At 43.2% G+C, this 21986-nt stretch carries 23 protein-coding genes; 7 read left to right on the forward strand and 16 right to left on the reverse strand.

Annotation, left to right across the window (positions count from 1 at the left end):
- Positions 1-33: 33 nt before the first annotated feature.
- From folE to AB9N12_RS03740, 14 genes are all read right to left on the reverse strand, one after another.
- On the reverse strand, positions 34-624 hold the full coding sequence (gene folE / locus AB9N12_RS03675) for a GTP cyclohydrolase I FolE (protein ID WP_004324710.1): 591 nt from the start codon (positions 622-624) through the stop codon (positions 34-36).
- A 7-nt stretch (positions 625-631) separates the two neighbouring features.
- Complete coding sequence (locus AB9N12_RS03680; protein ID WP_369889771.1) at positions 632-1081, reverse strand: SPOR domain-containing protein; 450 nt, start codon at positions 1079-1081, stop codon at positions 632-634.
- A gap of 100 nt (positions 1082-1181) precedes the next feature.
- The gene (gene tpiA, locus AB9N12_RS03685) at positions 1182-1940 is read right to left on the reverse strand and encodes a triose-phosphate isomerase (protein ID WP_369889773.1); all 759 of its coding nucleotides are present in this window, start codon (positions 1938-1940) and stop codon (positions 1182-1184) included.
- 100 nt (positions 1941-2040) lie between these two features.
- On the reverse strand, positions 2041-3405 hold the full coding sequence (locus tag AB9N12_RS03690; protein ID WP_369889775.1) for a BT_3928 family protein: 1365 nt from the start codon (positions 3403-3405) through the stop codon (positions 2041-2043).
- On the reverse strand, positions 3395-3937 hold the full coding sequence (locus AB9N12_RS03695; protein ID WP_369889777.1) for a DUF1599 domain-containing protein: 543 nt from the start codon (positions 3935-3937) through the stop codon (positions 3395-3397). Before AB9N12_RS03695 ends, AB9N12_RS03690 begins: the two co-directional genes overlap by 11 nt.
- Positions 3938-4059: 122 nt before the next feature.
- The gene (locus AB9N12_RS03700; RefSeq protein WP_369889779.1) at positions 4060-4929 is read right to left on the reverse strand and encodes a peptidoglycan DD-metalloendopeptidase family protein; all 870 of its coding nucleotides are present in this window, start codon (positions 4927-4929) and stop codon (positions 4060-4062) included.
- Between the two features lie 19 nt (positions 4930-4948).
- Complete coding sequence (gene ndk / locus AB9N12_RS03705) at positions 4949-5413, reverse strand: nucleoside-diphosphate kinase (RefSeq protein ID WP_369889781.1); 465 nt, start codon at positions 5411-5413, stop codon at positions 4949-4951.
- Positions 5414-5635: 222 nt separating this feature from the next.
- Complete coding sequence (gene recG, locus AB9N12_RS03710; protein ID WP_369889783.1) at positions 5636-7732, reverse strand: ATP-dependent DNA helicase RecG; 2097 nt, start codon at positions 7730-7732, stop codon at positions 5636-5638.
- The gene (locus AB9N12_RS03715; protein WP_369889786.1) at positions 7733-8392 is read right to left on the reverse strand and encodes a 2-C-methyl-D-erythritol 4-phosphate cytidylyltransferase; all 660 of its coding nucleotides are present in this window, start codon (positions 8390-8392) and stop codon (positions 7733-7735) included.
- Between the two features lie 7 nt (positions 8393-8399).
- Positions 8400-8951: a DJ-1 family glyoxalase III gene (locus AB9N12_RS03720; RefSeq protein WP_369889789.1), complete on the reverse strand. Its 552-nt coding sequence runs from the start codon at positions 8949-8951 to the stop codon at positions 8400-8402.
- 26 nt (positions 8952-8977) lie between these two features.
- Positions 8978-9850, reverse strand: coding sequence for a cell envelope integrity protein TolA (locus AB9N12_RS03725; RefSeq protein WP_369889791.1), 873 nt, complete (start codon positions 9848-9850; stop codon positions 8978-8980).
- A gap of 6 nt (positions 9851-9856) precedes the next feature.
- Complete coding sequence (locus AB9N12_RS03730) at positions 9857-10273, reverse strand: ExbD/TolR family protein (RefSeq protein ID WP_369889793.1); 417 nt, start codon at positions 10271-10273, stop codon at positions 9857-9859.
- A gap of 7 nt (positions 10274-10280) precedes the next feature.
- The gene (locus tag AB9N12_RS03735; RefSeq protein WP_369889796.1) at positions 10281-10997 is read right to left on the reverse strand and encodes a MotA/TolQ/ExbB proton channel family protein; all 717 of its coding nucleotides are present in this window, start codon (positions 10995-10997) and stop codon (positions 10281-10283) included.
- A complete protein-coding gene (locus AB9N12_RS03740; protein ID WP_369889798.1) occupies positions 10994-11710 on the reverse strand; it encodes a pyridoxine 5'-phosphate synthase in 717 nt (238 codons plus the stop codon). The genes AB9N12_RS03735 and AB9N12_RS03740 overlap by 4 nt, the downstream gene beginning before the upstream one ends.
- A gap of 148 nt (positions 11711-11858) precedes the next feature.
- Here AB9N12_RS03740 and AB9N12_RS03745 point away from each other — a divergent pair, with 148 nt between their 5' ends.
- Positions 11859-12731, forward strand: a complete 873-nt coding sequence (locus AB9N12_RS03745) for an NAD kinase (RefSeq protein ID WP_369889800.1) — start codon at positions 11859-11861, stop codon at positions 12729-12731.
- Positions 12732-12771: 40 nt separating this feature from the next.
- Here the strand turns inward: AB9N12_RS03745 and AB9N12_RS03750 are convergent, their stop codons facing one another.
- Positions 12772-13644: a hypothetical protein gene (locus AB9N12_RS03750; protein ID WP_369889803.1), complete on the reverse strand. Its 873-nt coding sequence runs from the start codon at positions 13642-13644 to the stop codon at positions 12772-12774.
- Positions 13645-14265: 621 nt separating this feature from the next.
- Here AB9N12_RS03750 and mdh point away from each other — a divergent pair.
- The 5 genes from mdh (at position 14266) to AB9N12_RS03775 (ending at position 20411) form a co-directional block, all read left to right on the forward strand.
- Complete coding sequence (gene mdh / locus AB9N12_RS03755; RefSeq protein ID WP_369889805.1) at positions 14266-15207, forward strand: malate dehydrogenase; 942 nt, start codon at positions 14266-14268, stop codon at positions 15205-15207.
- 272 nt (positions 15208-15479) lie between these two features.
- Positions 15480-16943: a TolC family protein gene (locus AB9N12_RS03760; RefSeq protein WP_369889807.1), complete on the forward strand. Its 1464-nt coding sequence runs from the start codon at positions 15480-15482 to the stop codon at positions 16941-16943.
- A 25-nt stretch (positions 16944-16968) separates the two neighbouring features.
- Positions 16969-17961, forward strand: coding sequence for an HlyD family secretion protein (locus AB9N12_RS03765; protein WP_369889810.1), 993 nt, complete (start codon positions 16969-16971; stop codon positions 17959-17961).
- 2 nt (positions 17962-17963) lie between these two features.
- A complete protein-coding gene (locus tag AB9N12_RS03770; protein WP_369889812.1) occupies positions 17964-19145 on the forward strand; it encodes an ABC transporter permease in 1182 nt (393 codons plus the stop codon).
- The gene (locus AB9N12_RS03775; RefSeq protein ID WP_369889814.1) at positions 19146-20411 is read left to right on the forward strand and encodes an ABC transporter permease; all 1266 of its coding nucleotides are present in this window, start codon (positions 19146-19148) and stop codon (positions 20409-20411) included.
- Between the two features lie 154 nt (positions 20412-20565).
- Here AB9N12_RS03775 and AB9N12_RS03780 read toward each other — a convergent pair whose 3' ends face one another.
- Positions 20566-21216 carry a porin family protein gene (locus AB9N12_RS03780; protein WP_369889817.1) on the reverse strand — a complete coding sequence of 217 codons (651 nt, stop codon included), beginning with the start codon at positions 21214-21216 and terminating at the stop codon, positions 20566-20568.
- Between the two features lie 393 nt (positions 21217-21609).
- On the opposite strand from AB9N12_RS03780, the gene AB9N12_RS03785 reads away from it, so the two are divergent.
- Entirely contained in the window at positions 21610-21975 is a 366-nt protein-coding gene (locus AB9N12_RS03785) for a BlaI/MecI/CopY family transcriptional regulator (protein WP_369889820.1), read from the forward strand.
- Positions 21976-21986 lie beyond the last annotated feature (11 nt).

Consider the following 21986-nt stretch of genomic DNA (forward strand, 5'->3'; position numbering starts at 1 on the left):
CCGGAACAAAGCTGCATTTCTTACCAGTTTTCTCTACAAAGTCCCATGCTGAATGAGATTCATAAACTCTTCACGAGTCTTTGCCTGATTGAAAGCCCCGGTAAAATCTGAAGTAGTAGTAATAGAGTTTTGTTTTTCCACACCACGCATCTGCATACACATGTGTTTGGCTTCCACAACTACCATTACACCCAGTGGATTCAGTGTTTCCTGGATACACTCTTTGATTTGCAACGTCATGCGTTCCTGCACCTGCAGGCGGTGAGAGAATATATCGACTACACGGGCTATTTTACTCAACCCTGTGATATAACCGTTAGGAATATAGGCCACGTGCGCCTTCCCGTAGAATGGCAACATATGATGTTCGCAAAGAGAGAAGAAATCGATATCTTTCACAATCACCATCTGGCTATATTCTTCTTGGAATTTAGCAGAGCGAAGCACCTCATGGGGATCCATGTGATACCCTTTCGTCAGACTTAACATCGCCTTAGCCACCCGTTCCGGAGTTTTCAGCAGCCCTTCCCTTTCGGCATCTTCACCCAATAAAGTTATAATACTACGATAATGACTCTTCAACTCCTCCAGATTCGGAGAAACAATTTCTTCTTTTTCTAACATAATATAATTATAAAGGAATATTGATCTGGTCTTTTACAATGGATACCTCTTTAAACACACCGGTAGCTTTCAACCGACGCATCATTGCGTCCGCCTCTTCAATGCTCTGGAAATCACCTACGCGACAAAGCCAACGAGGTGGATTGAACGAAGTATATACCGTCAATTCAGGAAAATACTCTTTCACGCGTGATGCCACATGATAAGCCTCATTCTTCGCCTGACGAGTATTGTTTCCGGCATACGCCTGTATTCTGAACCCGGAAGTCTTTATTACTTTCTGTTCACCTGTTGCAGGACGTTCCATCCCTATCAGAGCCTCAATACGGGGATCTTGATGAATAGTCACCTTTCCTTGTCCCGGGACATTGCGTTCCAGACTTTTGACAATGTTCTGTGCCTGTACACCGACAACTGCCAATACCAACAACAAAGTAAGTAAAGCTAGCTTTCTCATTTGATAAGGAGATAATTCACCACAGATTTCACAGATTAGCACAGATTAACTCCATCCAATCAAAATCTGTATTAATCCATGAATCTGCGGTGAAAGTTAATTATACGTTAAAAGCATCAATGATGCCTTTGAAATCAGATACTTTCAAAGCAGCACCACCAATCAGACCGCCATCCACATCCGGGTTAGAGAACAGTTCTTTAGCGTTAGAAGGTTTGCAGCTGCCACCGTAAAGAATAGAAGTATTGTCTGCGATTTCTTTGCCATACTTGTCAGCTATGATAGAACGGATGAAAGCATGGATTTCCTGTGCTTGTTCAGGAGAAGCAGTTTTGCCTGTACCGATAGCCCAAACCGGTTCGTAAGCCAATATAATTTTAGAGAAGTCCTCAGCCGACAGAGAGAATACAGATTCCATCTGTGCAGCAACCACTTCGTTCTGCTTGTTAGCTTCGCGTTCTTCCAGCACTTCACCGATACAGAAAATCGGAGTCAGGCCGTTAGCCAAAGCCAATTTTACCTTTTCTTCAAGGATAGCAACTGTTTCACCATAATATGCACGACGCTCAGAGTGTCCTAAAATTACATATTTTGCACCAGTAGAAGCAACCATTTCAGCAGAAACTTCACCTGTATAAGCACCTGATGCTTTGTCTGCACAGTTTTCAGCACCTACACCAATCTTAGCAGCGTCTACCAAGGGAGTAACAGAAGCCAGGTGGATAAACGGAGTACAGATGATCACATCACAGTTAGGCTTTTCGTTAGCCAGTACTTCGTTCAGTTCTTTAGCCAAAGCGATACCCTCTTGAAGGGTTTTGTTCATTTTCCAATTTCCTGCAACAATGTTCTTTCTCATTTTGTTTTTTATTTTAAAGGGTTAATAAATCGACGATTTCACGATTGACCATTGAAACGATTCAGGTTAGTGCTCGTTACAGAGGGTCGCTCGTTATCATTTATTTTTTTTCTTCTTGTTCTTCTACTCCTTGATTATTTTCTTCCGGTTCTTTGATTTTCATCTCTTCTTGTTGCTGCCGCTTCGCGATTCTCCGTTCCCGACGGCGAACGACCAGCACATCCACCCCAAGCACTAACAACAATGGAATAACAAACCACAAGAAGACATATCCTATGGTATGAGCGTCGCTGCTCATTTTCTGCTTTCCTATCGGCAGATTTTCCAGTTTGTCCGTCAGTACGTATTCATCCGGTATATCCTCATCACTCCATTTATTCAGAATTGTTCCGTTCTTAATCAAGATCAATCCCGGATTAGAACGAACCATCGTCTTCAATGTAATATCATCCATCTGACAGAAAGGATATTCGGCTCCCGACTTGTCCTTCCACAATTCTATCTGTTCCTCCGATGAAGAAGTGAGGCAATAAAAATTATAGCCATGCTCCACCGAATAGTCATATATCTCATTAATCAAATCAATGTTACTATCATCCGCCTCTTCAATCCGATGTGTAACCAACAGAAAAGTATATCCCATATCCGTCAGTACATCTTCTGTGATATCTTCGCCCGTATTCAGATCTATCATAGAGAAATCATGAATAGCCGGCTCATATCCTTTTTCCTTAAGGATGGTACGCGTATCGACAAATGTCCAGGTACTATCCGGATAGTTCTCCAACGTAAATTCTTTCTTCTCTCCCTCCTTCTCCAGGATAAAGATGGTTTCATATACGCTTGGTTTAGCTCCTTCGGGCATTGTCATCCCCTCCGGAATATTCTTTCCGATCTTGTAAGGGCGAAAATCTAAAACCGGCAGACGGTCCAGGCAATAGAACGACAAGGTAAACACAAAAAACAGCGTATAAAGAGAAACCAGCCACTCCATCTTCACACTGATAAAACGAATCAGCATCTTCTTGTGAAGGAAAACCATTATTGCCGCAAGCAACAGAATGATATTCTTACCGAATGTTTCCCAGTTCGTCAACACCCAGGCATCGCCAAAACAACCGCAGTCCGAAACCGGATCAAAGATGGCAAGATACAAAGTCAGTGGTGTCATGAAAATCATCAGCATCAAAGCCAATGAAGTAGCCAGCGTTCTTCTGATAGCAAAGAACAAGGAGATACCAATAAAAAATTCAACGGCTGATAAGGTGATTCCTCCCAACAAAGGGAAGAATGAAGGAAACCAGGAAGCCATTCCGAATGCGGTCAGATAATCCTGTATCTTATACTGGAACCCCAGTGGATCAACGGCCTTTACAAATCCGGAAAAGATGAACGATGCTGCCAAAAGAAAACGACAGACATTCGCTGCTACCTTCTGAATGATATGTAAGTTCTTATCCTTCAAATTCTATCTTAATCAGTCCGAAAACAGAGTAATTAATCATATCCATATAATTGGCATCGACCCCCTCAGACACCAATGTGTTACCGGCCAGGGTCTCAATCTGCTTGGTACGGTAAATCTTCATCAAGATCAAATCGGTATACGAGCTGACACGCATACTCCGCCAAGCTTCATCATAATCATGGTTTTTGGCAAGCATAAGTTCTAATGCCTCTTTTGCATACTTATCGTATAGAGCCATCGCTTCTTCATTGCTGATGTCGGCAGATTCGGCATACCCCAGTTCCAACTGGATAAGTCCGACAATACCATAATTGACAATCGCAATAAACTCGGCACGGATTCCCTCGTCAATCAAAGTCACCCCTTTAGTTTCAATACTACGAATCCGATTGGCTTTAATAAAAATCTGGTCAGTCACCGAAGCCGGACGCAGGATACGCCATGCAGGCCCATAATCGTGCAGCTTCTTGGAAAATAGGTCACGGCACAAAGCGATGACATGTTCAAATTGTTGCTTGGTATCTTTCATCTTCTTCCAAATAGTGCGCAAAGGTAACAATAATTAAGTAAAAACAGAAAGAGGGCACTCTAAATTATATTAAAGTGCCCTCTTCTAAAAATATTGTATTACTGTTTTATAAGCTATATTTCTTATGAACAACGCAAAACCTGTCCGATACGCAAAATGGTAGTCGGTTTGATACGGTTCAGTTTGCAAAGTGTGCTGACTGATACACCACGCAACTTAGCAATACGGGACAATGTATCACCGCTCTTCACCTTATGATAACGAATAGCGCCATCAGCCACTTGGGTATCGTGAGAACCGGCACGTTTTACACCTTTTGCTTTGCGGAACGTATAAGTATCGGCAACGATATCCTGTTTCGGGAAGTCGAACATATAAACCGGATTAATGGCAATTCCCAAGAAACGGGTTTCGAAATGAAGATGCGACCCCGTAGAACGTCCAGTATTACCACCCAGCCCGATTACTTCTCCGGCTTTCACCAGTTGGTTTTCTTCCACCAATTGCTTTGACAAATGGCCATACACTGTTTCCAATCCATTATCATGACGGATAACGACATACTTTCCATATCCTCTACGCTCATATTTCACAATACGTACTTTACCGTCAAAAGCTGCTACGATAGTATCACCTATGTTCACCTTCAAGTCCAACCCATTATGCATTCTTCTCCAACGAGGACCGAAAGGCGAAGTTATTTTTGTACTTGGAGTCGGCATGTGAAAACCCGTCAGGTCGATTGTATACGTTTCAGGGATAATGGCATTTCCGTAAGCATGCACATACTGATTGTTCCAGTTTGGATAAAGACTTAGGGCGGGATATTCGGACTGTTCGGCACGGATTTGCCTCTGCAATGCCAAAGAGTCTACTGATTTTAATTTCTTGTCTATCGGTGCTTGACGGGCAATCAGGTCTTGCGAGAAAGAGCTCAGGCTGACCATCGCCGCAACAACGACTAATCCTGTTTTAATAATGCTAAAATTCATTCGTTCTTCGTCAATTCAATTAATATTCGTCGTTCGCGTACAGGTAGTCAAATGTTGCCTGCTTGTAATCGAATATCTCTTCCGGTTTAAAAAATCTCGTCAATTCAATAGCTGCAGTCTCCGGAGAATCGGAAGCATGAACGATATTCTCTTGAAAGCTCATACTGTAATCCCCACGAATAGTGCCCGGGGCAGCTAAACGTCCATTCGTCGGTCCCGCCAACATACGGACAGTCTGGATAGCATCCACACCTTCAAAACAACAGACAATGACAGGAGCTGCCATCATCGAATCTTTCACACGCTGAAAAAAAGGTTTGCAGCTAAGGTGAGCATAATGTTCGCTTAACAATTCATCAGTCAGTTGCATCATCTTCATGCCAGCCAACCGTAATCCTTTACGTTCAAAACGATGAGTAATCTCACCAACCAATCCCCGTTGAAGGGTACACGGTTTTAAAATGACCAGCGTTTTTTCAAGCATAATACTCGACTTTACTAATGGTTAAACAATACATTTACTAAAAAATTCCCTCAAAGGTAGTATTTTCCGATGAAAAGGCAAAAGGATTATTAACTATTTTTCAGACGCTTAGTACGAAAAGAGAAGGCTTTCGGAGCATTAAACGCCTATAAATAGGGAGGATAGAGGCAAAACATGTTTTGCAACACATTTACGTAAACAAGCTGCATGTTTAACCGTTTTTCAACTTATGGCAGCCCAGTTAACATTCGTTTTCCGCAAAGCCTTAAGCTGGCGCCACAAAATTTCATTCTCGGGATTCTGTGCCGCAGGGTCTTGCTCCACAATATTTTCAGCTATGGCGCGAACGTATTGTAACAGTTGCCCGTCGCGAACAATATCCGCAATCTTCAAATCGAAAGCGATGCCGCTTTGCTGCGTACCTTCAAGATCTCCGGGACCACGCAATTTCAGATCAGCCTCGGCTATTTCGAAACCATCATTAGTGCGCACCATGATTTCCAATCGTTTCCGGGTGTCCTCCGTCAACTTATAACTCGTTACCAGAATACAATACGACTGTTCCGCTCCACGTCCTACCCGGCCACGCAACTGATGCAACTGCGAAAGCCCGAACCGTTCTGCATTTTCGATAATCATCACGGAAGCATTCGGAACGTTGACCCCCACTTCGATAACGGTGGTAGCCACCATAATCTGCGCTTTGCCCGAAACAAAAAGCTGCATTTGCTCATCTTTCTCAGCTGGTTTCATTTTACCATGCACTTTACAAACCGTACACTTCGGGAACGCTTCCAAAATATGCTGATACCCTTCTTCAAGATTCTTCAAATCAATCTTCTCGCTCTCTTTAATCAGCGGATAGACAATATAAACCTGGCGCCCTTCGTCGATCTGCTTACGTACCGAACGATACATGCTTTCCCGGCGATTGTCGAATTGATGAATGGTAGTAATCGGTTTTCTTCCGGGTGGGAGTTCATCGATAACAGACACGTCCAAGTCCCCATACAATGTCATTGCCAAAGTACGTGGAATCGGGGTAGCAGTCATCACGAGCACATGTGGAGGTTGACTATTCTTACTCCAAAGGCGGGCACGTTGGGCCACGCCAAAACGATGCTGTTCATCAATCACAACGAAACCTAAAGAAGAAAAATTGACAGTATCTTCGATAACGGCATGTGTACCTATTAATATATGCACATCTCCGGTCAACAATCCGGTCAGAATCGCTTCTCTCCTTTTTCCTTTAATAGAACCCGTCAATAACTCGACACGGATATCCATGCCGAAAAGCAGTTCTTTGATTGTCTCATAATGCTGGTTTGCCAGGATCTCGGTAGGTGCCATCATACAAGCCTGATACCCATTATCCAATGCCAGCAACATACTCATCAAGGCAACCAGTGTTTTTCCGCTTCCTACATCTCCCTGCAAAAGGCGATTCATCTGCCTGCCACTGCCGACATCGTTCCGTATCTCTTTCAATACCCGTTTCTGGGCACCCGTCAGTTGGAAAGGGAGATTCTTGGTATAAAATGTATTGAACACATCTCCCACTTTCTCAAATAGGTATCCACGATACCTTTTCTGCCTGTCTTTGGCATATCGGAGAATGTTTAACTGAACATAAAACAGTTCTTCAAACTTAAGACGGTATTGTGCTCGACGGAGGAGATCGGGATTGGTCGGGAAATGGATATTCCGGAGCGCTTCCGTCAAAGGCATCAAATGATGCTCCTTCAGCAACTTGGGAGAAAGTGTTTCAGGCAAAGGCTCCTGTATCTGCTGAATCACTGTAGCCATCATCTTCTCAATCGCGTGAGAGTTGAGGAAACTGCGTTTCATCTTCTCCGTCGTACTATAATAAGGCTGCAACCCCACCGAGGAAAGTTTCAAATCATCCGGCTTATCGATATCGGGATGCGCCACATTGATACGTCCGTTGAAAACAGTCGGTTTACCGAAAATGATATATTTCTCGTGAAGTTTATACTTTCCCAAGATATACTTTATGCCTTGGAACCAAACCAAATCCACGACTCCTGTGCCATCCGAAAAATGCGCAGTCAGACGGCGTTGTCGTCCTTCACCAAAGGTCTCGAAACCGAGGATTGCTCCTTTCAACTGGATATACGGCATATTGCCATCTATTTCATGAATGTAATAGATGCGGCTCCGGTCAATATATTTATAAGGGAAATAATAAATTAAATCGTGTAAAGAGTAGATTTCCAGCTCCTTATTTAATACAGCGGCTTTTTGAGGGCCTACACCGGAGATAAATTTTATGTCGCGTGTGGCTAAATCGAACATTTATAAAAGAGCCCTCCCCACTTTTAAATCGAAAGGAGTTGTTATTTTTATATTTTCACGGTTGCCTTCCGCCAAATAAACAGGCACTCCCATCGCTTCCACAACGGAAGCATCATCTGTAAAGAAGGGGGTAAATTCCCGGGCATAGGCTTGTTTCAGCAACTTGACATCAAACACTTGCGGTGTTTGTACCAGTTTATAATCAATCCGGCTGACTGTTTCACTTCCTGTAGCTGTCAAATGACGAAGCGTCTCTACCACATCCACCACAGGAATCACGGCTTTTTGCACCTCTGCCAACTCATAACATCGGCGAATCACTTCTACTGAAACAAACGGGCGTACCCCATCATGCACTCCCACCAGTCCCGGTTCTTGCACCAGTGCCAAACCATTCTTTACGGAATGGAAACGTGTTTCCCCTCCTTCCGCAAGGAGATGTTTCACCGTAAAATGATGTTTATCGCAAAGTTGCTTCCAGAAACTCTGTTGCTCCTGCGGAAGTACCAATATGATTTGAAGCGTCTCGTCATATCTCCTGAAGACTTCCAGCGTATGCATCAACACCGGTTTATCACCTATGGGAAGGAATTGTTTGGGGAGATCACTTCCCATTCGCAAGCCCTTTCCACCGGCGACAATGATTACATATTTCTTCATGGGCAGTTTAGCGTTTAACGCACATCGCTTCTACCAGCTCGTCTACTTTTTCTTTACCTACCAACAGGTCGACGATTGCCAAGGCAAATTCCATAGCAGCCCCCGGTCCCATACCCGTAATGATATTTCCATCACGTACAACAGGTGCATTTACACATTCGGCACCATCCAGATATGGTTCAAACCCCGGATAACAGGTAGCCTTCTTTCCTTTCAGCAACCCCAGTTTACCCAGCACCATCGGAGCAGCACAAATGGCAGCAATGGGTTTACCTTTTGCTGCAAAATCAAGAATCACTTTACGCAACCCTTCGTGCTTGTCAAGTGTAGCAGCTCCCGGCATTCCTCCCGGCAACAACAAAAGTCCAGCATCGAAGAAATCGCAATTCTCGAAATTAATATCGCAAAGAACAGATACATCATGCGCTCCCACTACAATTTCATCCGGTGTAACGGATACAATTTCGACATTCAGTCCGGCACGTTTCAACGTGTCAATAGCAGTAAAGGCCTCAATTTCTTCAAAACCATCTGCAAAAAAAGCGTATACAGTTCCCATAATGCATATATATTTGGTTAATGATACTATCTCAAGTTAAAATAATAAGTGATTGTCCCTGTCTGGTTACTCACTCCATCGATTGTATTAAAACGGGCTTTCTTAGCTGCATCCTCCGCCGCCTTACGTAAAGCGGAATTTACAGTATTCGTTTGAGGGCTAATGCTGGTCGACACCACTCGTCCTGCAGGATTCACTGTGATATTCACCACTACACGCCCTTCTTCCTGCACGTTATATACAGGTTTCGGCAGACTACCCGTACCTAAAGAACGTCCGCCAAGGTCAAATGTTCCATAACCACCGGTTCCGGTTTTCGCTCCGGTAGAAGAGTTCCCCTCCTTGCGACCTTCAGTTCCCGTGCCACCGGCTGCTGTTCCTTTATTTCCTGTCATCTGTGCTCCTTTTCCAAACGCACCGGCCACCCTCTTTCTGGCAACTTCTTCGGCAGCCTTACGTTCACGCTCCGCTTTTTCTTCTGCCAGTCGTTTCGCCTCCGCGGCTTTTTCCGCTTCCGTTTTTTCGGGCTTCTTCACCGGTTCTTTCGGCTTGACCACCTCTTTAGATTTCACCGTTTCTTTTTTCGGTTCTTCCGTCTTAGGTTTCAGAGTCACTGTTTCCTCTTCAGTCTGCGTCAATAAATCCTGTTCCGAAGGAAGATCCGGTGCTGTTTCCGCGGGTGCTGCCGCATCTTGATCCATGATATCCACGTCTACCAGAGAGGGATCATCGAAACCACTCGCTGTGTCTACATTTCCCAGCATCACAGGCACTCCACCCGCATCCTCATCCGGTTGGGGGACAGTAAAACTCACCAGAATCAAAAGAGCAATCACTGCCATATGCACCAACAGTGCACCCAGCGCTCCTATGTATTCACCCTTTTTTCTTCTGTCCATTGTTTCTTATTTATTTTCGGGCGGGCGGGTAGCCAGCACCATCTTAAAATGATTCTCGTTTGCAATGTTCAATACCCTTACAATCTCACGGTAAGGCACCGATTCATCCGCATACAGTGCCACATACATTTCCGGTTCCTTCTCCGCGCAGCTCTGCAGGAATGAGGTCAGATCGTTCAACGCCACCGGCCGCTCTTTCTCATTGCCGAAAGCGGCATAGAAATTCAGGTCTTTATCGATAACCACCCTTGTCAGCGGTTTGGCCGAAGTCTGCTGCTTGCCTTGCGGCAACAATACCTTGATGGCATTAGGCGACACCACCGTGGAGGTTATCATAAAGAATATCAGCAACAGGAAGATGACGTCCGTCATGGAAGCCATGCTGAAATTGGGCGATACTCTATTTCTTCTTTTTAATCCCATCTGCCAATTATTTTGCAGGCTCGTTCAACAAGTCCATAAACTCCATTGTACGAGATTCCATTTTATTTACCACACGGTCTACCAGCATCACCAGATAATTGTAGGCAAACATAGCGATGATACCGACAATCAGACCACCGACCGTCGTAATCATAGCTTCATAGATACCTCCGGAAAGCAAGGTGATATCAATGTTCCCACTTCCGGCATTCGCCATTTCGTAGAATGCACGTACCATACCCGTCACCGTACCGAGAAATCCGAGCATCGGAGCACCTCCGGAAATAGTTGCCATAACAGTCAGTCCTTTCTCCAGCTTCGCAACTTCAATATTACCCACATTCTCAATAGCTACCTGCACATCGTTAATAGGACGTCCCAGGCGGCTGATTCCTTTTTCTATCATACGTGCCGAAGGTGTATTCATCGTACGGCAATAGTTAATCGCCGCTTTGATCTCTCCACTATGAATATAGTCTTTAATCCGTTCCATAAACATAGGGTCTTCTTTTCCAGCTTTGCGGATCATGTAGTTACGTTCAAACAGGATATAGAAACAGATAACCGACAGCACCCCCAACAAAACCATAATCCATCCCCCCTTGACAGCCATATCAAGCATGTTCATTTCAGGAGCATTTACCTCCGTCAGCACGGGGTTGGCAGTAGCCAGTGAGTCAGCCATATTCATAGCCCCTTGGGCTAACAAGATCATTGCATTCATGAGCGTAGACAGCTTTTATATTCCTGAATGGTACGTTCGAGCCCCAGATACAGTGCATCGCTAATCAATGCATGCCCGATAGACACTTCATCCACCCAAGGAATGTTTTTATATAAATAATTTAAATTCACCAGACTCAAATCATGACCGGCGTTCAATCCGATACCCAGTTTACGGGCACTCTTCGCAGCTTCAATAAAAGGAGCGATGGCAGCTTCCGGATTCTTTAGATACCCCGTTGCATAAGGTTCGGTATACAGTTCGACACGATCCGCCCCTGCTTTTGCTGCATATTCCACCATTTCAGGATCGGCCGCCACAAAAACGGACGTGCGAATACCGGCACTGTTAAACTGATCGAGAACTTCCGTCAGAAATTCCTGATTTGCTTTGGTATCCCAACCGGAGTTGGAGGTGATCTGTGAAGGATCATCTGGAACTAAAGTAACCTGATGAGGTTTTACTTTCAACACCAAGTCTATAAACTCCGGGGACGGATAACCTTCGATATTGAATTCAGTCCGCAACAGAGGACGCAGATCATATACATCCGAACAACGAATATGGCGTTCGTCAGGGCGGGGATGAACAGTGATGCCGTCTGCCCCAAAAGATTCACAATCAAGCGCCACCTTTACTACATCGGGCACATTTCCTCCGCGAGCATTTCTCAGTGTAGCGACCTTGTTTATGTTTACACTTAATTTAGTCATAGTTCTACGTTATATTTGCCGCAAAAATACAAATATTATTATTAGTTGCCTAATAATACGAAACGCTTTCTCTACTCTTTTTGGGTTATTTAAAGCAGAAATCCAAGAAAAAATGCCAAATTTGCATGCTGAACTAATGATATTGCTTATGAAATTTGCCATTTTCGGAAATACTTATCAGGCTAAAAAGTCTGCTCATGCTGTCACCCTGTTTAAACTTTTAAAAGAACAAGGGGCGGAGATTTGTATGTACAGGGAATTCTATCAGTTCCTGACTACCGATCTAAAAATGGGAATAGAGGTCGATCACTTATTCGACGGTGATGATTTTACAGCCGATATGGTAATCAGTATCGGAGGCGACGGCACATTTCTGAAAGCTGCCCGCCGCGTAGGAAGAAAAGGGATCCCTATTTTGGGAATTAATACAGGGCGACTGGGGTTTCTGGCAGATATCTCCCCGGAGGAAATGGAAGAAACATTTAATGAGATCCGGGCCGGCAGATATAGCGTGGAGGAACGGAGCGTACTTCAACTGTTCTGTGAAGACACACATCTCCAAGACTCTCCTTGTGCCCTCAATGAAATAGCCATCCTTAAACGGGACAGCTCATCCATGATTAGCATTCGGACAGCAATCAATGGCGCGTACCTGAACACGTATCAGGCTGATGGACTGGTGATTGCCACTCCTACCGGTTCCACGGCTTACTCTTTGAGTGTAGGCGGTCCGATTATCGTTCCCCATTCCAGTACCATCGCCATTACGCCGGTAGCTCCGCATAGCCTCAACGTCCGCCCCATCGTTATCCGTGACGATTGGGAAATCACACTGGATGTGGAAAGCCGGAGCCATAACTTCCTTGTCGCCATTGACGGACGAAGCGAAACTTGCAAAGAAACAACTCAACTCAAGATTCGGAAGGCGGATTACAGTGTAAGAGTGGTGAAACGCTATAATCATATCTTTTTCGATACGCTCCGCAGTAAAATGATGTGGGGAGCAGACGGAAGACGATAAATACGTCATGCCACTCACGACAGTGGTAACACGCAACAATTTAGTTTAACGTAAACGTCTGCGAACCAATCAGATTTCCCCCTTCGAAAATATCCACACGATAGTTTCCGGCATACAGGAATTCTTCTACATCCCAGAATACATTTACAGGTTGTTCTTCACCATTGTATTCGATATACTTCTTGATAGAGTAAGTCAAAGTACGGTTCTCATAGGAGAACGTATCGGATGCACTCTTGGTCAGTACATCGTTATCCGGTTTAGTGATGCGGATATAAAGGGTACGTTCACCGTTTTCAGCAGTTATATTCTTCACGATCGTGAAACTGATAGCGAATTTTACCACATCTTTCACTTTCTTCGCTATTTTACCACGTTTGTTGCGTGGTTCAACACGAATATTAGTTGCATCCAACTGCGCTGCCAGCGTCACTTTCTTACTCAGGTTCTTCTTTTCTTCGGAAAGATTACTGATTTGCTGTGAAGCCTGATTATATTTTTGGGTCACTTCTGCTATGACTTGTTTCTGTTGTGCAGTCAGTTTATTCAATGAGTCAATCTGGTTTATATAACCAATCATCACCTTACGCAAAGTAGCCAATTCTTTTTTCAAACGACGGATTTCCGTTGCATTCGAGCTTTTCACCGTACGAAGTTCTTCCAGGAGACGTTGAGTTTTCAATTGTTCCTGCTCCAGTAATTGAGATAAAGAGTCATTAGAGATCGTCATCTTTAACTCATCATATTGTTGTGCAAAACGGGTATATTCGTTTTCCAGTTCTTCCTTATCTAATTGGAATTCCTGCACTAACTCCCGGTTAGCTTGTTTCTCGGTAAACAATAAATAAGTAACACCAATCATAGCTATCACCAAGACAGCCACGGCCGCAATAAGAAGGCTTTTTTTATTCATAGTTTCAGTTGTGAATTGATAACGTGCGCAAAAGTAATCATTTCGTGACAGAAGTCAAGCAGAAAAGCAGAGAGTTTTTTATAACTCCCTGCCAATCCATGTAATTTTAACTAATCACCCTATCAACCAACCTAAACCAGCAGGCGTCATTACAACCCAAGGATATTCGTTCGTAATCCTCCTTTTTCTTCAAAGGTAGAGAGGATGAAATATCAATCCCGGAATACATTCCGCTACGTACTTAAGATTCTCTACCAAGATACGCTCTTTACTTATTCCTCTGCCTACTATTATTAATTTCATTGCCTATTATTACTTCGTTATACTATAGTCTCCCTTTCGGATAACTATAGTTATACGCAAGGGAGACTATAGTTATCCTTGCGTATAACTATAGTCAAACGAAGTAAGGGTAGCGAACGAAGTAAATCCGGATAGGCAAGCAATGATAAAAAAACAGCTTCTCTTGCCCTTGCTTTTCATCCTACCTATTATATTATGGGAAAGTTAGACCTTTAACTAAAATTATTACGGAAAAATTTCTTTAATTAGGATTATCGTTGTAATTTTGTCGCGCTAAAAAGAGAAAACAAATTATCAACTTTTTAAATAGATAGTATTATGTCAAAAGTAACCGTAGTAGGCGCAGGTAACGTAGGTGCTACATGTGCAAATGTACTTGCTTTTAATGAAGTAGCAGACGAAGTAGTAATGCTGGACGTTAAAGAAGGCGTTTCAGAAGGTAAAGCAATGGATATGATGCAGACAGCTCAATTGCTGGGCTTCGACACTACATTGGTAGGCTGCACGAACGACTATGCTCAGACTGCTAACTCTGACGTTGTTGTGATTACTTCAGGTATTCCTCGTAAACCGGGTATGACTCGTGAAGAACTGATCGGTGTGAACGCCGGTATCGTTAAATCGGTAGCGGAAAACCTGTTAAAATATTCTCCTGATGCAATCATTGTTGTTATCTCTAACCCGATGGATACAATGACTTATTTGGCATTGAAAGCTCTGGGCTTACCGAAGAACCGTGTGATCGGTATGGGTGGCGCTCTGGATAGCTCTCGCTTCAAATATTTCTTGTCTCAAGCTATCGGTTGCAACGCCAATGAAGTGGAAGGTATGGTTATCGGTGGTCACGGTGATACTACGATGATTCCTTTGACTCGCTTCGCTACTTACAAAGGTATGCCTGTAGCTAACTTCATTTCTGCAGAAAAATTGGAAGAAGTTGCTGCCGCTACAATGGTAGGTGGAGCCACACTGACCAAATTGCTGGGAACTTCCGCATGGTATGCACCGGGTGCGGCAGGAGCATTCGTAGTTGAATCTATCCTTCACGACCAAAAGAAGATGATTCCTTGTTCAGTTTTATTGGAAGGCGAATACGGTGAATCAGATCTTTGCATCGGTGTTCCTGTAATCCTTGGCAAAAACGGTGTCGAAAAAATCGTTGAACTGAACCTGAACGAAGACGAAAAAGCGAAGTTCGCAGCTAGTGCAAAAGCTGTTCACGGAACCAACGCTGCTTTGAAAGAGGTCGGTGCTTTGTAATTAATCCCCTTACTGTATATATCAAGAAAGGCTGTTCTTCACGATGAGGGACGGCCTTCTTTCTTTTCAACAGAATCTATCCTCACTATATTTCTAAAAAAAGCTAATTCGTTTTGAGTTCTCATAGAAAGCGCATACATTTGCATCGTTGTTTATGCAATTATTGTCGAGGCCAACAAGTTCAAACAAACGGACCGCTCCAATAAACAAATCGCATAAGAACAGGGTTATTTAAAATAGAAGTATTATCTTATTAATATACGCAAGATGCAATGAAAAAAGTCTTTCTTTTGACAATTTTGTCAAGTCTCGCTTTTATAGGAAAAGCGCAGAACTTACTAAGTCTGGATAGTTGCCGTGCATTAGCTCTTGCCAACAACAAAGATTTGTTGATAAGCAATGAAAAAATAAATGCTGCTCATTATCAACGGAAAGCTGCATTTACAAATTATCTGCCTAAATTCTCGGCAACCGGAGCTTACATGAGAAACCAGAAAGAGTTTTCACTATTAAACAATGACCAGAAAGCCGCGCTTTCGGGATTAGGAACGAATCTGGCCGGTCCCATCCAACAAGCTGCCACCGAGATTGCGACAGCACACCCGGACTTGGCACCCCTGATTTCCTCCCTAAGCGGAAAACTGGGAGTGGTGCTGCCCGCTCTCGATCAGGCGGGAAACTCTTTCGTGGATGCACTCCGCACAGACACCCGAAATGTCTATGCTGGCGCCATCACATTGACACAACCTTTATACATGGGTGGAAAAATCCGGGCATACAACAAAATAACAAAGTATGCCGAAGAGTTGGCCCAAGAGCAACGTCACGGTGGCATGCAGGAAGTAATCATGAGCACAGATCAGGCTTATTGGCAAGTTATTTCACTGGTTAATAAAAAGAAATTGGCGGAAGGTTATTTAAAGCTTTTGCAACAGCTGGACAGCGATGTCGAGAAAATGATCAATGAAGGAGTAGCCACCAAAGCAGATGGTCTGTCTGTACGTGTTAAGGTAAATGAAGCGGAAATGACACTGACTAAAGTGGAGGACGGATTGAGTCTTGCACGAATGTTGTTGTGCCAACTATGTGGAATAGATCTCAGCTCTCCCATCACGCTGGCAGATGAAAATATGGAAGATATTCCATTACTGACAACGGACCCTCATTTCGATCTATCCACCGCTTATGAGAATCGTCCGGAAATACGAAGCCTCGAATTGGCGACACAGATTTATAAACAGAAAGTAAATGTAACCCGTGCGGAGCATCTTCCATCTATCGCATTGATGGGCAATTACATGGTAACCAATCCTTCTGTCTTCAACAGCTTTGAAAACAAATTCAAAGGTATGTGGAATGTGGGAGTGATGGTACAAATACCGATATGGCACTGGGGAGAAGGTATTTATAAAACCAGAGCGGCAAAGGCCGAAGCCCGCATTGCCCAATATCAGCTTCAGGATGCACGTGAAAAAATAGAGTTACAGGTCAACCAGGCTGCATTCAAGGTAAAAGAAGCCGGTAAGAAACTGGTGATGTCCTCTAAAAATATGGAAAAAGCGGAAGAAAATCTACGCTATGCAACACTTGGTTTTAAAGAAGGAGTGATTGCCACCAGCAATGTTCTTGAAGCACAAACTGCGTGGTTGTCTGCTCATTCGGAAAAGATCGACGCACAAATAGATGTGAAGCTGACGGAGATTTATCTGAAGAAGTCTTTGGGAACACTGAAATAATTGAAATCATTTATAATCAAATAATATGGCACCTATAAAATCACAAAATAGCAATATGCTGCTTGCATTTCTTACTCTGCTGGGAGTTATAACAATCGTTGCTGTCGTTGGTTTCTTCATGCTCCGCAAAGGTCCTGAAATAATACAGGGACAGGCTGAAGTGACCGAATATCGCGTTTCAAGTAAAGTTCCGGGGCGTATACTGGAATTTCGTGTGAAAGAAGGGCAAAGTGTTAATGCCGGAGATACGCTGGCCATTTTGGAAGCCCCTGAAGTGATAGCAAAAATGGAACAGGCACGTGCTGCTGAAGCAGCTGCACAAGCACAAAATGCAAAGGCAATCAAAGGCGCACGGGAGGAACAAATCCAGGCGGCTTATGAAATGTGGCAAAAAGCCCAAGCGGGTGTTACCATTGCCGAAAAATCATATCAACGTATCAAGAATCTCTACGAGCAGGGAGTGATGCCAGCACAGAAGTTAGATGAAGTGACTGCACAACGGGATGCAAGTATTGCTACAGAAAAGGCAGCCAAAGCACAATATACCATGGCGAAAAACGGAGCGGAACGTGAAGACAAGATGGCTGCGGAAGCTTTGGTAAACCGGGCGAAAGGAGCTGTTGCCGAAGTTGAATCGTATATAAAGGAGACTTATTTGATCGCTCCGGCTGCGGGAGAAGTCTCAGAGATCTTCCCGAAGGCAGGCGAACTGGTGGGTACCGGTGCTCCTATCATGAATATTGCAGAACTCAACGATATGTGGGTAACATTCAATGTACGCGAAGATCTGCTCAAGAATCTGACGATGGGCTCGGAGTTCAAAGCGGTCATTCCTGCTCTGGATAATAAAGAAATCCGACTCAAAGTATATTATCTGAAAGATTTGGGCACTTATGCAGCCTGGAAAGCAACCAAAACAACCGGACAGTTCGATCTGAAAACATTCGAAGTGAAGGCTTCGCCGGTAGAGAAAGTGGAAAATCTCCGTCCGGGTATGTCCGTTATCATTGACAAGTAACCATGAGAGAGAGAAAAAAGAAATATATGGCTTTGTGGCAGGTCATGCAAAGAGAGTGCCGGCGATTGGTATCACGTCCGCTCTACCTCTTCTGCATGGTCATCGCCCCACTGTTTTGCTATATATTCTTCACCACTTTGATGGATTCGGGACTCCCAAAGGACCTTCCTGCGGGAGTAGTCGACATGGATGATTCGTCTACTTCCCGTAACATTGTCCGCAATCTGGATGCTTTTTCACAGACAGGGGTTGTAGCTCATTATAGTAATGTGACGGATGCACGTATCGCCATGCAAGAGGGAAAAATCTATGGATTCTTCTACCTCCCTAAAGGTTTATCGGCAGAGGCACAGAGCCAACGGCAGCCGACAATCTCCTTTTACACCAATTATTCCTATCTGATTGCAGGCTCCCTATTGTTCAGAGACATGAAAATGATGGGAGAACTCACCTCCGGAGCTGCCGCCCGGACAATGCTGTATGCCAAAGGTGCTACGGAGGAGCAGGCTATGGCCTATCTGCAACCGATTGTAATTGATACACATCCACTAAATAATCCGTGGCTGAACTACTCGGTATACTTATGCAATACAATGATACCGGGGGTACTCATGCTATTGATATTTATGGTTACCGTTTATTCGATCGGTGTGGAAATCAAGGATCGTACTGCCCGCGAATGGTTACGGATGAGCAACAGCTCCATTTACATTGCATTGACGGGGAAATTGCTACCCCACACTGTAATCTTTTTTATCATGGGGATATTTTATAATGTATACCTGTATGGATTCCTGCATTTTCCTTGCAACAGCGGCATATTCCCGATGATATTTGCCACGCTGTGCCTCGTACTGGCCTCTCAATGTTGTGGCATTGTCATGATAGGAACCCTGCCGACCCTACGCCTCGGATTAAGTTTCGCTTCCTTATGGGGAGTCATATCATTTTCCATTTCCGGCTTTTCATTCCCGGTCATGGCCATGCATCCTGTTTTACAGGCTTTGAGTAATCTATTCCCGTTGCGGCATTACTTCCTTATTTATGTCGATCAAGCGCTCAACGGATATAGCATGGCTTACTCATGGAGCAACTATATGGCACTATTAATATTTATGATGCTCCCCTTCTTTGTGATACATCGCCTGAAGGAGGCATTGGTTTACTATAAATATATACCCTAAATGAAAGATATAAAATTAAAAGATAAGATAGCCCAAGGCATCAATGACCTGTTTTATATCTGGAAGCGGGAGTTTCAGACAACTTTCCGCGACCAGGGTGTACTGATATTCTTTATACTCGTCCCGTTAGGTTATCCGTTGCTGTATAGTTTCATCTATGACAACGAAGTAGTGCGTGAAGTTCCCGCTGTTGTTGTAGACGATTCACATTCATCTCTGAGTCGTGAATATCTGCGCAAGGTAGATGCCACGCCCGATATTCAAATCGTCTCTTACTGTGCCGATATGGAAGAAGCCAAACAAATGCTGAAGAACCGGCGTGCGTATGGTATCATTTATATCCCTTCGGATTTCAGTGACAATATCGCCAAAGGAAAACAGACACAAGTGAGCATCTATTGCGATATGAGTGGATTGTTGTATTATAAATCGATGCTGCTTGCCAACACTGCCGTTTCTCTGGATATGAACAGGGATATCAAAATTGTACGTAGCGGAAACACGACCGACCGTCAGGATGAAATCACCGCCTATCCGATAGAATATGAAGAAATCTCCATCTTCAACCCTACTGCCGGATTCGCCGCTTTCCTGATTCCTGCTGTATTGGTATTGATCATCCAACAGACATTGTTGCTCGGCATCGGTCTCGCAGCAGGCACAGCTCGTGAGAACAATAGATTTAAGGATCTTGTACCGATGAACCGTCATTACAACGGAACTTTACGAATTGTGTTAGGAAAAGGGTTGAGTTATTTCCTGATTTACATACTGGTAGCCTTTTATGTACTTTATGTAGTTCCAAGATTGTTTAGCCTCAACCAAATCGGGCAACCCGGTTCGTTACTGTTGTTCGTTGTTCCCTATCTTGCGGCTTGTATTTTCTTTGCGATGACAGCTTCTATTGCCATTCGTAACCGGGAAACGTGTATGCTGATTTTTGTATTCACATCAGTCCCCTTGCTATTTATTTCCGGTATTTCCTGGCCGGGAGCAGCTATTCCTCCTTTTTGGAAGTATATATCCTACATCTTCCCCTCAACGTTTGGAATTAACGGCTTTGTAAAAATCAACAATATGGGAGCCACTCTCAGTGAAGTCGCTTTTGAATACAAAGCTTTATGGTTACAAGCTGGTATTTATTTCCTTACCACTTGTTGGGTATACCGCTGGCAAATACTGATGAGTCGCAAACATGTAATAGAGAGATACAAAGAGTTAAAAGAGAAGAAGACAAAAGGCTGTCTAACAGGTCTCAGCAATTAGAAGTCGAGGGTGTGTAAAAATCGTTAAAATAGGATTTGTTGGACAGCCTCATTTAATAAGTCAGGACCACAAAAGAGGGATAAAAAAATCCCTCGTTCCAAGAGAGTATGGAACGAGGGGTTTTAAAGATTATTATAAAGAGAGTATAATAAGTTTAGAACTTGTAGCCTACACCAATAGAGAAGTTCATGTTCTTCACGCTTGTTTTTTCTCCTTTAGCATTAATACCATCACAAAGTTTGGTCAATCCAAAGCTACCAGTCAAGTCTACAAAGAATTTGTTTATTTCATAAGCAACACCGACTCCAATACCCAAATCAAATTTCTTAGCAGCAGCGTAAATATCGCCATCTTCATCTTTAGTATCCTTGAAGATATCATACTTAACTTCAGCACTTTCCTCACCATCAGACCAGCTATTTTTAACCTTACCTCCAATACCATATGCAAGATATGGACCAGCTTTAACTACAATATTCTGATTCTCTGCAACTGCAAATCTTGCAGCAGCCATGATAGGTAATTCCAAGTACATCGGACTATAAGTAGATTCATATTTTTCGCCATTCTGGCTAAAATCCTGTTTTGCTCCTTTCGCAGAAAACATCAAAGATGGTTGAATAGACCACATTTCTGTGAACTGATATTCCATTCCAACACCAACATTGAAACCTACTTTCATTGAACTTTCCTCCAAACCTGAAAGATTGCTCATGTTCATTCCCACTTTGGCATTCCAAGAAATCTGAGAATAAGAAACGATAGAAACCAGTGCAAATAGCACAAAAATCAACCCTTTTTTCATATCATTCATTTTTTAGTTTGCCTTCCTCTTCCCTTTTGGTTGGCATTATTAATTAATAGTTATGTTAAAGTGCGAGGGAATTATTCGCAACCGATTAAAGTATTGAAACGCACCCTTTCGTATTTTAACGTATATTTTGCAGCCGCAAATATAATTCATTTATTTTATATAAAAATTCTTGAGAGGCCATTTTTTTGTATAAAGGTTATTAAATAGTGACTATATAAAAGAATGTTCATCCGGTCTTTTTTATGCTTAAATGATTTCCGAGCAACCATACGATCCAAATATTCTTGCAAAATTTACACATTTGCAATTATTAACCGGCTAGTTATTGACAATTTACGAAACATTCGTAAATTTGCGAAGTATTCGTAATTAAACAATATATCCATGGAAAAGTTAACTATACAAGAAGAAGAAGCAATGATCTACATTTGGGAGTTACAATGCTGTTTCGTAAAAGACATTGTTGCAAAGTATACACAACCGGCACCTCCTTATACCACAGTAGCATCTATCGTAAAGAATCTCGAGCGGAAAGGATATGTTACACCGAAACGTGTGGGTAATACCTACCAATATACTCCTGCCATTCAAGAAAATGAATATAAACGCCATTTTATGAGTGGCGTAGTTCGCAACTACTTTGAGAACTCTTACAAAGAAATGGTTTCTTTCTTTGCCAAAGACCAGAAAATTTCGACCGATGATCTCAAAGATATTATCGAACTTATTGAAAAAGGAAAAGAAAATTAATAGGAAACATT

The sequence above is a fragment of the Bacteroides sp. AN502(2024) genome (assembly GCF_041227145.1).
Classification (GTDB): Bacteria; Bacteroidota; Bacteroidia; order Bacteroidales; family Bacteroidaceae; genus Bacteroides.

Excerpts from the sequence above, each read along its gene's own strand:
- folE (WP_004324710.1), bottom strand. The coding sequence starts at position 624 with ATGTTAGAAAAAGAAGAAATTGTTTCTCCGAATCTGGAGGAGTTGAAG.
- AB9N12_RS03680 (WP_369889771.1), bottom strand. The coding sequence starts at position 1,081 with ATGAGAAAGCTAGCTTTACTTACTTTGTTGTTGGTATTGGCAGTTGTC.
- tpiA (WP_369889773.1), bottom strand. The coding sequence starts at position 1,940 with ATGAGAAAGAACATTGTTGCAGGAAATTGGAAAATGAACAAAACCCTT.
- AB9N12_RS03695 (WP_369889777.1), bottom strand. The coding sequence starts at position 3,937 with ATGAAAGATACCAAGCAACAATTTGAACATGTCATCGCTTTGTGCCGT.
- AB9N12_RS03700 (WP_369889779.1), bottom strand. The coding sequence starts at position 4,929 with ATGAATTTTAGCATTATTAAAACAGGATTAGTCGTTGTTGCGGCGATG.
- ndk (WP_369889781.1), bottom strand. The coding sequence starts at position 5,413 with ATGCTTGAAAAAACGCTGGTCATTTTAAAACCGTGTACCCTTCAACGG.
- recG (WP_369889783.1), bottom strand. The coding sequence starts at position 7,732 with ATGTTCGATTTAGCCACACGCGACATAAAATTTATCTCCGGTGTAGGC.
- AB9N12_RS03715 (WP_369889786.1), bottom strand. The coding sequence starts at position 8,392 with ATGAAGAAATATGTAATCATTGTCGCCGGTGGAAAGGGCTTGCGAATG.
- AB9N12_RS03720 (WP_369889789.1), bottom strand. The coding sequence starts at position 8,951 with ATGGGAACTGTATACGCTTTTTTTGCAGATGGTTTTGAAGAAATTGAG.
- AB9N12_RS03725 (WP_369889791.1), bottom strand. The coding sequence starts at position 9,850 with ATGGACAGAAGAAAAAAGGGTGAATACATAGGAGCGCTGGGTGCACTG.
- AB9N12_RS03730 (WP_369889793.1), bottom strand. The coding sequence starts at position 10,273 with ATGGGATTAAAAAGAAGAAATAGAGTATCGCCCAATTTCAGCATGGCT.
- AB9N12_RS03735 (WP_369889796.1), bottom strand. The coding sequence starts at position 10,997 with ATGAATGCAATGATCTTGTTAGCCCAAGGGGCTATGAATATGGCTGAC.
- AB9N12_RS03740 (WP_369889798.1), bottom strand. The coding sequence starts at position 11,710 with ATGACTAAATTAAGTGTAAACATAAACAAGGTCGCTACACTGAGAAAT.
- AB9N12_RS03745 (WP_369889800.1), top strand. The coding sequence starts at position 11,859 with ATGAAATTTGCCATTTTCGGAAATACTTATCAGGCTAAAAAGTCTGCT.
- AB9N12_RS03750 (WP_369889803.1), bottom strand. The coding sequence starts at position 13,644 with ATGAATAAAAAAAGCCTTCTTATTGCGGCCGTGGCTGTCTTGGTGATA.
- mdh (WP_369889805.1), top strand. The coding sequence starts at position 14,266 with ATGTCAAAAGTAACCGTAGTAGGCGCAGGTAACGTAGGTGCTACATGT.
- AB9N12_RS03760 (WP_369889807.1), top strand. The coding sequence starts at position 15,480 with ATGAAAAAAGTCTTTCTTTTGACAATTTTGTCAAGTCTCGCTTTTATA.
- AB9N12_RS03765 (WP_369889810.1), top strand. The coding sequence starts at position 16,969 with ATGGCACCTATAAAATCACAAAATAGCAATATGCTGCTTGCATTTCTT.
- AB9N12_RS03770 (WP_369889812.1), top strand. The coding sequence starts at position 17,964 with ATGAGAGAGAGAAAAAAGAAATATATGGCTTTGTGGCAGGTCATGCAA.
- AB9N12_RS03775 (WP_369889814.1), top strand. The coding sequence starts at position 19,146 with ATGAAAGATATAAAATTAAAAGATAAGATAGCCCAAGGCATCAATGAC.
- AB9N12_RS03780 (WP_369889817.1), bottom strand. The coding sequence starts at position 21,216 with ATGAAAAAAGGGTTGATTTTTGTGCTATTTGCACTGGTTTCTATCGTT.
- AB9N12_RS03785 (WP_369889820.1), top strand. The coding sequence starts at position 21,610 with ATGGAAAAGTTAACTATACAAGAAGAAGAAGCAATGATCTACATTTGG.